Below are 11,625 nucleotides of genomic sequence, written 5' to 3' on the forward strand. Positions count from 1 at the left end.
CGTATCCGTACCAACCGGCGCGGAGGCCGTCCGCCCCGACCCGCCGGCCCCGCCGTACCGGAGCGCCGGAACGCACCGAGCCCCCGGCGCGAACGCCGGGGGCTCGGTTGCTGTGAAGTTGTCTGTTAAAAGTTGGGCTACTTCGTCAGGTCCGGACCGGACGAGGCGACCGCGGCCGGGGTGTCCGCGACGGCCGACTTCTCCTCGCCGCGGAAGGTGAACTTGGCTTCCTTGCCCTCGCCCTCGACGTCGACGACGACGATGTGGCCGGCCCGCAGCTCACCGAAGAGGATCTTCTCGGAGAGGTGGTCCTCGATCTCGCGCTGGATGGTGCGGCGCAGCGGGCGGGCGCCCAGGATCGGGTCGTAGCCGCGCTTGGCCAGCAGCTTCTTGGCCTCGACGCTGAGCTCCAGGCCCATGTCCTTGTCCTTGAGCCGCTCGTCCACCTTGTCGATCATGAGGTCGACGATCTGGATGATGTCGTCCTCGGACAGCTGGTGGAACACCACGATGTCGTCGACGCGGTTCAGGAACTCGGGGCGGAAGTGCTGCTTGAGCTCCTCGCCGACCTTCGCCTTCATCCGCTCGTACCCGGTCTGGGTGTCACCCGTGGCCGCGAAGCCCAGGTTGAAGCCCTTGGAGATGTCCCGGGTGCCGAGGTTGGTCGTCATGATGATGACGGTGTTCTTGAAGTCGACCACGCGGCCCTGGGAGTCGGTCAGACGGCCGTCTTCCAGGATCTGCAGCAGCGAGTTGAAGATGTCCGGGTGCGCCTTCTCGACCTCGTCGAAGAGGACCACCGAGAACGGCTTGCGGCGGACCTTCTCGGTCAGCTGGCCGCCCTCCTCGTAGCCCACGTAGCCGGGCGGGGAGCCGAACAGCCGGGAGACGGTGTGCTTCTCGGAGAACTCGGACATGTCGAGTGCGATCAGCGCGTCCTCGTCACCGAAGAGGAACTCCGCCAGCGTCTTGGACAGCTCGGTCTTACCGACGCCGGACGGGCCGGCGAAGATGAACGAACCGCCGGGGCGCTTCGGGTCCTTGAGGCCCGCACGGGTGCGCCGGATGGCCTGGGAGAGCGCCTTGATGGCGTCCTTCTGGCCGATGACGCGCTTGTGCAGCTCGTCCTCCATGCGCAGCAGGCGCGAGGTCTCCTCCTCGGTCAGCTTGAAGACCGGGATGCCGGTGGCGGTGGCCAGGACCTCGGCGATGAGCTCCTCGTTGACCTCCGCGACGACGTCCATGTCGCCGGCCTTCCACTCCTTCTCGCGCTTGGCCTTGGCCTGCAGGAGCTGCTTCTCGTCGTCGCGCAGGGACGCGGCCTTCTCGAAGTCCTGCGCGTCGATCGCGCTCTCCTTCTCGCGGCGCACGTCGGCGATCTTCTCGTCGAACTCGCGCAGGTCCGGCGGCGCGGTCATCCGGCGGATGCGCATCCGGGAGCCGGCCTCGTCGATCAGGTCGATCGCCTTGTCCGGCAGGAAGCGGTCCGAGATGTACCGGTCGGCCAGGGTGGCGGCGGCGACCAGGGCGGCGTCCGTGATGGAGACCCGGTGGTGGGCCTCGTAGCGGTCGCGCAGGCCCTTGAGGATCTCGATGGTGTGCGGCAGCGAGGGCTCGGCGACCTGGATCGGCTGGAAGCGGCGCTCCAGCGCGGCGTCCTTCTCCAGGTGCTTGCGGTACTCGTCCAGGGTGGTGGCACCGATGGTCTGCAGCTCGCCGCGGGCCAGCATCGGCTTGAGGATGCTGGCGGCGTCGATGGCGCCCTCGGCGGCGCCCGCGCCGACCAGGGTGTGCAGCTCGTCGATGAACAGGATGATGTCGCCGCGGGTGCGGATCTCCTTGAGCACCTTCTTCAGGCGCTCCTCGAAGTCACCGCGGTAGCGCGAGCCGGCCACCAGGGCGCCCAGGTCCAGCGTGTAGAGCTGCTTGTCCTTGAGCGTCTCCGGGACCTCGCCCTTGACGATCGCCTGGGCCAGGCCCTCGACGACGGCGGTCTTGCCGACGCCGGGCTCACCGATCAGCACCGGGTTGTTCTTGGTGCGGCGGGACAGCACCTGCATGACCCGCTCGATCTCCTTCTCGCGCCCGATGACCGGGTCGAGCTTGGCCTCGCGGGCGGCCTGGGTGAGGTTGCGGCCGAACTGGTCGAGGACCAGCGAGGTCGACGGGGTGCCCTCGGCGGGCCCGCCGGCCGTGGCCGACTCCTTGCCGCCGCCGGTCTGGTAGCCGGAGAGCAGCTGGATGACCTGCTGGCGCACCCGGTTGAGGTCGGCACCCAGCTTGACCAGGACCTGGGCGGCGACGCCCTCGCCCTCGCGGATCAGGCCCAGCAGGATGTGCTCGGTGCCGATGTAGTTGTGGCCGAGCTGAAGGGCCTCGCGGAGCGACAGCTCCAGGACCTTCTTCGCCCGGGGGGTGAAGGGAATGTGACCGGACGGGGCCTGCTGGCCCTGGCCGATGATCTCCTCGACCTGCTGGCGAACGGCCTCAAGAGAAATCCCGAGGCTCTCCAGGGCCTTGGCGGCGACGCCCTCGCCCTCGTGGATCAGACCCAGGAGGATGTGCTCGGTGCCGATGTAGTTGTGGTTGAGCATCCGGGCTTCTTCCTGAGCCAGGACGACAACCCGCCGCGCGCGGTCGGTGAACCTCTCGAACATCGTTTATCGCTCCTCAGAGCGGTCGGGCAGTTCGGGGTCCGTCCCCGCCCTGTCCTTCCGCATGCTAGTCCCGCTCAGCGGCGCGGCCCACGGATTCACTCCCCGGTACGGGAGCGAGATGCTGCGCGACCAGCCGACACCAATCCCAACCTGATGCTGGGAAACGGTGTTCCCGCAGGAGGGCCGGATGCACCGGAATCCGCTACGCCATCGGCGAACAAGCGCCGCCAGGCGGAGCCGGACCCCCTGCGGCCGGTCGCACATACTGCCCCTGGACGGGTCGAGAACCCGTCCACCTGCATTCATACCCGGTATCGGGGCGCTTCTCGCGCAGTTTCCGCGGTGGCGGTGTTCGCCTGGCGAGAAGTCGGGCCGCGGTGAAGGTGGTTGGACGTCGGCCCGGATGGTCGGTGCGCCATCCCGGCGGTGTCCGCGTTACCGCTTCGCCCCTACAGCGTTGCACAGCTCGTGATTGTTCCGCCGCCCGAGTCCGGGCCGCCGGTGACCCCCGGTACCGGGAGCCGCGCAGCCGTCCGGGCGCGCACCGCGGGGCGCGGAGGAGACTCCTCCGCGCCCCGCGCGTGTGTCGTCGGCGCCGCGAGCGGCCACCGGGGCCCCGCACCCGCTCCGGCGTGCCGGCGGCGCCGGGATCAGGACGCGTTGGCCTGCTCGTAGGCCTCGCGGACGCCGCTGGGCACCCGGCCCCGGTCGTTGACCTCCATGCCCTGCTCCTTGGCCCACGCGCGGATCTTCGCGGTGTCCGGAGCGCCGCCGGCGGGGCGCTGGGCCGAGCCGCGGCCCGGACGGCGCGGGCCGGCGAGCCGACCGCTCTGCTTGCGGCCCTTCTCCACGTACGGCGCCAGCAGACCGCGGAGCTTGTCCGCGTTGGCGCTCTTCAGGTCGATCTCGTAGGCAACGCCGTCGAGCGCGAACGTCACCGTCTCGTCCGCCGAACCGCCGTCGAGATCGTCTTCAAGAATGACCTGCACCCTCTGTGCCACGGGCTTCCCTTTCCGCTAAACGACCCATTGCCTGAGGAAAGGAAAGCGCTTTTCTCCGGAAAACACAAACCCTTGACCCCCGGCGGAGCCGCTCAGAGGTGCAGCAGCATGCGCGAGTTGCCCAGTGTGTTGGGCTTCACGCGCTCCAGGTCAAGGAACTCGGCGACGCCTTCGTCGTACGAGCGCAGGAGTTCTTCATAGACATCCGTAGCGATCGCCGCCGGGTCTGTCGTACCATCATCGGTTTCCTGGAGCTCCCCGATCTCGACGAAACCGTGTTTCGCGAAGAACGCGACCTCGAACGTCAAGCAGAAAATCCGACGGACGCCGAGCCAGCGCGCCGTCTGCACCAGCTTCTCCAGCAGCAGATGTCCGATCCCGTGGCCCCGGCAGGCCGGATCCACCGAGAGCGTCCGGACTTCGGCCAGGTCCTCCCACATCACGTGCAGGGCGCCGCAGGCCACCACCTCGCCGTTGTCGTCCCGTTCGGCGACCCAGAACTCCTGGACGGATTCGAACAGTGTGACAGTGGGCTTGTCCAGCAGAATGCCGTCGCGCGAGTAGGCGTCGATGAGCCTGCGTACTGCGCGCACGTCCGTGGTCCGCGCGCGGCGGATGGTGACCTCCATGGCGGGACGTTATCGCGTCGGCCCCGGCCCGGTCTCCCCGGTATCCGCCCCGTCCGCTCCGTCCGGCGCGGAATCCGCGCCCGGCGGATCGGGCGGGAACAGAGCGGCCACCCGCAAGGCGTCCCGGAGCGCCTCGCGTTGCTCGGGCGACATCAGGCCGAAGAAGTGCACCAGGGCAGCCGCCGGATTGTCGCTGGTGGCCCAGGCGTCGTTCATCAGGGCCGCCGTGTACGCCTCCCGCGAGGAGACCGGTTCATATCGATAGGCCCGGCCCACCCGGTCGCGGCGCAGCCAGCCCTTTCTGTGGAGCTTGTCCAGGACGGTCATCACCGTGGTGTACGCGATTTCGCGTTCCGCCCGCAGATCGAGGAGAACCTCGCGAACCGTCACCGGTCGGTTCCACTGCCACACCCGGGTCATGATGGCGTTCTCAAGTTCGCCGAGTTGCCGGACCATAGTGCGGCCAGGATAGGGAGTGAATGGGGCAAATCTTGTGAAGTGCGCCAAACCGGCGCGCCGCCACCCCCGGAATCGGGAATGGCGGCGCGCCGGTCGTTCGGGGCGGCTGACGGCGTCAGTCGCGGGTCCGCTCGCGGGTCGGTCCGGGGGCGGCGGATCGTCCGGCCCCCCGGGGCGGTCAGTCGAAGTCTTCCTTGGCCTTCTGGTTCCCGCCCTGGCTGCGGACGATGGCCCGCACCAGGAACCCGAAACCGATCGCCATGACCAGCGGCGGCACGATCGCGCTGACGTAGTCCATCAGGTCACTCCTCCTCGGTCTTCTCCGCCGTCGCGGCGGAAGCCTTGGGCTCCGGCTTCACCAGCGGGAAGAGCACGGTCTCCCGGATGTTCTTGCCGGTCAGCAGCATGATCAGGCGGTCCACGCCGAGGCCGAGGCCGCCGGTCGGGGGCATCGCGTACTCCAGGGCGCGCAGGAAGTCCTCGTCCACCTGCATCGCCTCGACGTCGCCGCCGGCCGCCAGCAGGGACTGGGCGGTGAGGCGGGCGCGCTGCTCGACCGGGTCGACCAGCTCGGAGTAGGCGGTGCCGATCTCGGTGCCGAAGATCACCAGGTCCCACTTCTCGGCCACGCCCGGGATCGAGCGGTGCTGGCGGGTCAGCGGGGAGACCTCGGTCGGGTAGTCCTTGATGAAGGTCGGCCGGACGGCGTTCTCCTCCAGCAGGCGCTCGACCATCTCCAGCACGATCTGGCCGTGGCCCCAGTCCTTCTCGAAGGGGATGCCGTGCTCGGCGGCCAGCTTGCGCAGCTCCTCGACGCCGGTCCCGGGGGTGACCTCCGCGCCCAGGCGGGCGGAGATGCCCGGGTAGACGCTGATCTCCTCCCACGGCTCGGCCAGGTCGATCTCGTGCTCGACGCCGTGCGCGTCCACGCCCTTGATCACCGTGGTGCCCAGCGCGTCCCGGGCCGCGTTGACGATCGTCTCGCGGATCAGCTCGGCCTGGGTGTCGTAGTCGCCGTAGGCCTCGTACGACTCCAGCGAGGTGAACTCCGGGTTGTGGGTGGAGTCCGCGCCCTCGTTGCGGAAGTTGCGGTTGATCTCGAAGACCTTCTCGGCGCCGCCGACCACCAGGCGCTTGAGGTACAGCTCGGGCGCGATGCGCATGTAGAGGTCGATGTCGTACGCGTTGATGTGCGTCTTGAACGGACGGGCGTTGGCGCCGCCGTGCACCGGCTGCAGCATCGGGGTCTCGACCTCGATGTAGCCGCGGTCCTCGTAGGTGCGGCGGATCGAGCGGACCACGCGGCTGCGCAGGTGCAGGATCTCGCGGGCCTCGGGGTTGACGATCAGGTCCACGTACCGCTGGCGGACCCGGGCCTCCGGGTCGGTCAGGCCCTTGTGCTTGTCGGGCAGCGGGCGCAGGCACTTGGCGGTGAGCTCCCAGCGGTCCACCATCACCGACAGCTCGCCGCGCTTGGACGTGATCACCTCGCCTTCGACGCCGACCTGGTCGCCGAGGTCGATGTCGGCCTTCCAGGCGGCCAGGCGCTCCGCGCCCAGCTTGTCCAGGGAGAACATCACCTGCAGGTCGCCGGTGCCGTCGCGCAGGGTGGCGAAGCACAGCTTGCCGCCGGTGCGGGAGAGGATCACCCGGCCGGTGACGCCGGCCCGCTCGCCGGTGGCCGTGTCCGGCTCCAGGTCGGGGTGCTTGGCGCGCAGGTCGGCGATGGTGCTGGTGCGGGGGAATCCGACCGGGTACGGGTCGACACCGGCCGCCCGGAGCCGGTCCAGCTTCTCGCGCCGGACGCGCATCTGCTCGGGAAGGTCGTCGGTCGCGGGGACAAGGCTCTGATCGCTCACCCCACAAGGGTAGCCAGCCACACACGGTGCTCCGTGACGGGATGACGCGCGGGGGGAGGCCGTCGGGTCGACGGCCTCCCCCCCGCGCGGGTGCGGGTGGCTCAACCGGTGCCGGTGGCGAGTTCCAGGTCGTCGGGGGTCTGCTCGGCGGGCGGGGCGGGGTGGACCGGGGGCTTCGGGCGGCGGCCGAAGAGCTCGGCCGGGGTGGGCATCCGGTGGGGGCGGGGCGGGGTCTTCGCGGCGGAGGGCTCGGCGGGCTGCTCCGGGCGGGAGTCGGTGCTGCTCATGGTGGTCCGTCCTCCTACGTGGGTGGGGTGACTGCTGGGGGGTGCGGCGGGGCTCGGTACGGCCACCAGGTGGCGCGGCTGTCCGGTGGTGAGGGCGAGGCGTTCGCGGACGGCGGCCTCGGCCAGGGCGTGGCAGCGGCCGGCCAGGCGGGAGCGGCGGGACCGTTCGCCCTGCCCGCAGGGCTGACGGGACAGCCCGCGCAGTGCGGTGAGGTCCTCCGGCCCGGGCAGGTACCCGTCGGACACCGCCTCCTCCAGCCGTTCCAGGTAGCCGCGGGCGCTGCCGGGCAGGGCGGAGCGGTAGCGTCCGAGGTCGGCGAGGAGGAAGGCGCGCAGCCGGCCGCCCTCCTGGACGGCCTCGTCGATCGCCTCGGTGAGGCGCAGCGCGTCCTGGACGTCCTCCGCCCACAGTTCGGCGCCGGGCCCGGCGAGCGCCGTCCGGTCGGGCCCCTGGAGGTGGACGGGGACGGCGGGGTGCAGGGCTTGGGCGAGGGCTCGGCGCAGCACGCGGACTTCGTCGGCGCTGAAGGCCATGCCGCCGCGCGATCCGTGTGGCGTAGGCATGGGCTGACACTACGTGAGGAATATCCGATTTGTCGGTAACCTCGCGCCGACTTACCCACGGTCGGCCCGGCCGGCGGCGCCACCCGGCGGCGCGGCGGCCCCGCCGGTGCCCGGCCCCGGGAGCCGGCCCTTCGAGGGCTGGCTCCTGAGGGCTGCTCAGCTCGGGCGGTTGCGCTCGTACACCAGCCGCAGGCCGATCAGGGTCAGCCAGGGCTCGTGGACGTCGATGGTGGTGGCCTCGCCGAGGACGAGGGAGGCGAGGCCGCCGGTGGCGATCACCTGGACGTCGTCCGGGTCCTTGGCGAGCTCGCGGGCCATCCGCTCGACCAGGCCGTCGACCTGGCCGGCGAAGCCGTAGAGGATGCCGGACTGCATGCCCTCCACGGTGTTCTTGCCGATCACGTTGCGCGGGCGGGCCAGCTCGATCTTGCGCAGCTGGGCACCGCGGACGCCGAGCGCCTCGACGGAGATCTCGATGCCGGGGGCGATCGCGCCGCCGACGTAGTCGCCGCGGTCGTTGACGGCGTCGAAGGTGGTCGCGGTGCCGAAGTCGACCACGATGCACGGGCCGCCGTACAGGTGGTTGGCGGCGAGGGCGTTGACGATCCGGTCGGCGCCGACCTCCTTGGGGTTGTCCATCAGGACGTGCACCCCGGTCTTCACGCCGGGCTCCACGATCACCGCGGGGACGTCGCCGTAGTAGCGGCGGGTCACCTCGCGGAGCTCGTGGAGCACGGCGGGAACGGACGAGCAGATCGCCAGGCCCTCCACCGCGGCCTCCCGGACCGCGGTGTGGTTGCCCATCAACCCCTGCAGCAGCACCGCCAGTTCATCGGCCGTGCGACGCGGATCGGTGGAGATCCGCCAGTGTTCCACCACGGTCTCGCCGTCGAACAGGCCGAGGGTGGTCTGGGTGTTGCCGACGTCGATGGTGAGGAGCATGGGGCGCTTTCTGCGAGTCGGGACGGGTCTGCGCTGGTCCTGACGGTCAGGCGCGCAGGTCCAGGCCGATGTCGAGGATCGGCGAGGAGTGCGTGAGCGCGCCCACGGCCAGGTAGTCGACACCAGTCTGGGCGACCTCGCGCGCGTCGGCCAGGGTCAGTCCGCCGGAGGCCTCCAGCTTCGCCCGGCCGGCCACCAGGGAGACGGCCTCCTTCAGCTGCCCGACGGTGAAGTTGTCCAGCAGGATCAGGTCGGCCCCGGCCTCCAGCACCGGCGCGATCTGCTCCAGGCCGTCCACCTCGACCTCGACCGGCAGGTCCGGGTACGCGGCCCGGACGGCCCGGAACGCCTCGGCCACGCCGCCGGCCGCGACCACGTGGTTGTCCTTCACCAGGGCGGCGTCGGACAGTGCCATCCGGTGGTTGGCGCCGCCGCCGCAGCGCACCGCGAACTTCTCCAGCGCGCGCAGGCCCGGGGTGGTCTTGCGGGTGTCCCGGACGACCGCGCCGGTGCCGTCCAGGGCGTCCGCCCAGGCGCGGGTCGCGGTGGCGATGCCGGACAGGTGGCAGAGCAGGTTGAGCGCGCTGCGCTCGGCGGTCAGCAGGTCGCGGGTGCGGGAGCGGACCGACAGCAGCACCTGGCCGCCCTCCACCCGGTCGCCGTCCTCGACGTGCCGCTCGACCTCGAACTCCTCCTCGCAGACCAGCGAGAGGACCGCCTCGGCGACCCGCAGGCCGGCCACCACGCCCGCCTGCCGGGCGGTGAAGTCGGCGGTGGCGACGGCGTCGGCGGGCACGGTGGCCACCGAGGTGACGTCCTCGCCGCCGGCCAGGTCCTCGGCCAGCGCCAGGGTGGCGATGTCCTCGACCTCGACCGGGTCCAGCCCGGCCTGCTCCAGCAGTTCGGCCAGCTGCGGGTCCAGACCGGTCTCGTAGCCCTCGCCGTCCCCGCAGGCGCAGCCGTCGCCGCAGCCGCCCTGGTCGGCCAGGGGGAGTTCCTCGTGGGAGTGGGTCATGGTTCTACTGCTCCTCAGGGGTGCTGACGGGACCGCCGGTGGCGGCGAGGGTGGTGATCAGGTGGCGCCGCCAGTGGGCGTCGTCGCGCTCGGGGAAGTCCTCGCGCCAGTGGCAGCCGCGGGTCTCCTCGCGCTGCGCGGCGGCCGCGACCAGCGCGGTGGCGACGAGCAGCAGGTTGGCGGCCTCCCAGGTCTCCACCCGGGGGTCGGCCGGCTTCTCCTCGGCGACGTGCGCGTACGCCTGCTCGGCCAGCAGGGCGAGCCCGGCGGCGGTGTCGGCCATCGAGGCGGCCGAGCGCAGCACGCCCGCGCCGCGCGACACCAGCCGCTGGATCTCGGCGCGCGCCTCGGACGGCGGCAGCGGGACGGGGTGCGCGGCCCGCGCGGCGGCGACGTCCACGACGCGCTCGGGCAGCTCGCCGGACCGGTGCCGCCGGGCCAGGTCGGCGGCGATCCGCTCGGCGAAGACCAGGCCCTCCAGCAGCGAGTTGGAGGCCAGCCGGTTGGCGCCGTGCACCCCGGTGCAGGCGACCTCGCCGCAGGCGTACAGGCCGGGGACGCTGGTGCGGCCGTGCCGGTCGGTGCGGACGCCGCCGGAGGCGTGGTGCGCAGCCGGGGCGACCGGGATCGGCTCGGTGACCGGGTCGATCCCGTGCGCGCGGCAGGAGGCGAGGATGGTCGGGAAGCGCTGCTCCCACATCGCGGCGCCGAAGTGCCGCCCGTCCAGGTACATGTGCTCGGCGTCCTGCTCCTGCATGCGCCGGGTGATCGCCTTGGCGACGATGTCGCGCGGGGCGAGTTCGGCCAGCTCGTGCTGCCCCACCATGAAGCGCACGCCGTCGGCGTCCACCAGGTGGGCGCCCTCGCCGCGGACGGCCTCGGAGACCAGCGGTTGCTGGCCCTCGGCCTCCGGGCCGAGCCAGAGCACGGTCGGGTGGAACTGGACGAACTCCAGGTCGGTGACGGCCGCGCCGGCCCGCAGGGCGAGCGCCACGCCGTCGCCGGTGGAGACCGCCGGGTTGGTGGTGGCGGAGAAGACCTGGCCCATTCCGCCGGTGGCGAGCACCACCGCGCGGGCCCGGACGGCGCCGACGCCGTCGCGCTGGCCCTCGCCCATCACGTGCAGGGTGAGCCCGGCCGCGTGGCCGTCGGCGTCGGTGAGCAGGTCGAGCACGAGCGCGTGCTCGATCAGCTCGATCTCGGGGTCGGTGCGGACGGCCGCGACCAGGGCGCGCGATATCTCGGCACCGGTGGCGTCCCCGCCGGCGTGCGCGATCCGGCGGCGGTGGTGGCCGCCCTCCCGGGTCAGCAGGATCTCGCCGTCCTCGCCGCGGTCGAAGGCGGCGCCGACCGCGATCAGCCGGCGGACGGCGTCCGGGCCCTCGGTGACCAGGGTGCGCACGGCCTCCTCGTCACAGACCCCGGCGCCGGCCACCAGGGTGTCCTGCAGGTGCTGCTCGGGGGTGTCCCCGTCGGCCAGGGCGGCGGCGATGCCGCCCTGGGCCCAGCGGGTGGAGCCGTCGTCCAGCATCGCCTTGGTGACCACCAAGACCCGCAGGCCGGCCTTGCGGACGTTGAGTGCGACGGTGAGGCCGGCGACTCCGGAGCCGACCACGACCACGTCCGTGGTGGCGGTCCAGCCGGGGGCCGGGGCGGTGAGGCGATGCGTGGACATGGCGTCAGTGGCTCCTTCAGCGCGCGGCGGCGGTGGCCGCGCCGTTGCCGCCACCGTACGCCGCGTCGCCGCGGAGCAGTCCGGTGCCCTCCTGGGCCTCGGCCGGGTCGCCGCCCAGGCCGGTGATCCGGTTCCGCTCGTCGACGAAGACGACCTTCGGCTCGTAGCCCTTGGCCTCGGCGGTGTCCATCTGCCCGTAGGCGATGATGATGACGAGGTCGCCGGGGTGGACCAGCCGGGCCGCGGCGCCGTTGATGCCGATCACGCCGGTGCCGCGCGGGCCGGCGATGGTGTAGGTCTCCAGCCGGGCGCCGTTGTTGATGTCGACGATGTGGACCAGCTCGCCGGGGAGCAGGTCGGCGGCGTCGAGCAGGTCCTCGTCCACGGTGACGGAACCGACGTAGTGCAGGTCGGCCTGGGTCACGGTGGCCCGGTGGATCTTGGACTTGAGCATGGTGCGGAGCATGGGGTCACGCCTCCTGTGAGTGCATGCCTGAAGGGGGTCCTGCTGCGGATCGGTGGGACGGTCTGTGTGCG

General features: G+C 71.6%; 10 protein-coding genes. All 10 read right to left on the reverse strand.

Going from position 1 to position 11,625, the window contains the following annotated elements; genetic code table 11:
- Positions 1-137 precede the first annotated feature (137 nt).
- Entirely contained in the window at positions 138-2,657 is a 2,520-nt protein-coding gene (locus IF30_RS0103975; RefSeq protein ID WP_030231988.1) for an ATP-dependent Clp protease ATP-binding subunit, read from the reverse strand.
- A 650-nt stretch (positions 2,658-3,307) separates the two neighbouring features.
- Positions 3,308-3,658: a histone-like nucleoid-structuring protein Lsr2 gene (locus IF30_RS0103980; protein ID WP_030231991.1), complete on the reverse strand. Its 351-nt coding sequence runs from the start codon at positions 3,656-3,658 to the stop codon at positions 3,308-3,310.
- Positions 3,659-3,750: 92 nt separating this feature from the next.
- The gene (locus IF30_RS0103985) at positions 3,751-4,287 is read right to left on the reverse strand and encodes an amino-acid N-acetyltransferase (RefSeq protein WP_030231994.1); all 537 of its coding nucleotides are present in this window, start codon (positions 4,285-4,287) and stop codon (positions 3,751-3,753) included.
- Between the two features lie 9 nt (positions 4,288-4,296).
- Positions 4,297-4,743, reverse strand: a complete 447-nt coding sequence (locus tag IF30_RS0103990) for a BlaI/MecI/CopY family transcriptional regulator (RefSeq protein ID WP_030231997.1) — start codon at positions 4,741-4,743, stop codon at positions 4,297-4,299.
- A gap of 305 nt (positions 4,744-5,048) precedes the next feature.
- Positions 5,049-6,605: a bifunctional lysylphosphatidylglycerol synthetase/lysine--tRNA ligase LysX gene (gene lysX / locus IF30_RS0104000; protein WP_078891114.1), complete on the reverse strand. Its 1,557-nt coding sequence runs from the start codon at positions 6,603-6,605 to the stop codon at positions 5,049-5,051.
- A gap of 101 nt (positions 6,606-6,706) precedes the next feature.
- On the reverse strand, positions 6,707-7,456 hold the full coding sequence (locus IF30_RS0104005; protein ID WP_078891115.1) for a hypothetical protein: 750 nt from the start codon (positions 7,454-7,456) through the stop codon (positions 6,707-6,709).
- A gap of 156 nt (positions 7,457-7,612) precedes the next feature.
- Positions 7,613-8,398 (reverse strand): type III pantothenate kinase, encoded by a 786-nt coding sequence (locus tag IF30_RS0104010; protein ID WP_030232009.1) that lies wholly within the window; start codon positions 8,396-8,398, stop codon positions 7,613-7,615.
- A gap of 46 nt (positions 8,399-8,444) precedes the next feature.
- Positions 8,445-9,413, reverse strand: a complete 969-nt coding sequence (nadC, locus tag IF30_RS0104015) for a carboxylating nicotinate-nucleotide diphosphorylase (RefSeq protein WP_030232013.1) — start codon at positions 9,411-9,413, stop codon at positions 8,445-8,447.
- Between the two features lie 4 nt (positions 9,414-9,417).
- Positions 9,418-11,088, reverse strand: coding sequence for an L-aspartate oxidase (locus tag IF30_RS0104020; RefSeq protein WP_030232015.1), 1,671 nt, complete (start codon positions 11,086-11,088; stop codon positions 9,418-9,420).
- Positions 11,089-11,104: 16 nt separating this feature from the next.
- Complete coding sequence (gene panD / locus IF30_RS0104025; RefSeq protein WP_030232018.1) at positions 11,105-11,554, reverse strand: aspartate 1-decarboxylase; 450 nt, start codon at positions 11,552-11,554, stop codon at positions 11,105-11,107.
- Positions 11,555-11,625: the final 71 nt, after the last annotated feature.

The sequence above is a fragment of the Streptomyces sp. NRRL S-350 genome, from assembly GCF_000719705.1.
GTDB lineage: Bacteria > Actinomycetota > Actinomycetes > Streptomycetales > Streptomycetaceae > Kitasatospora.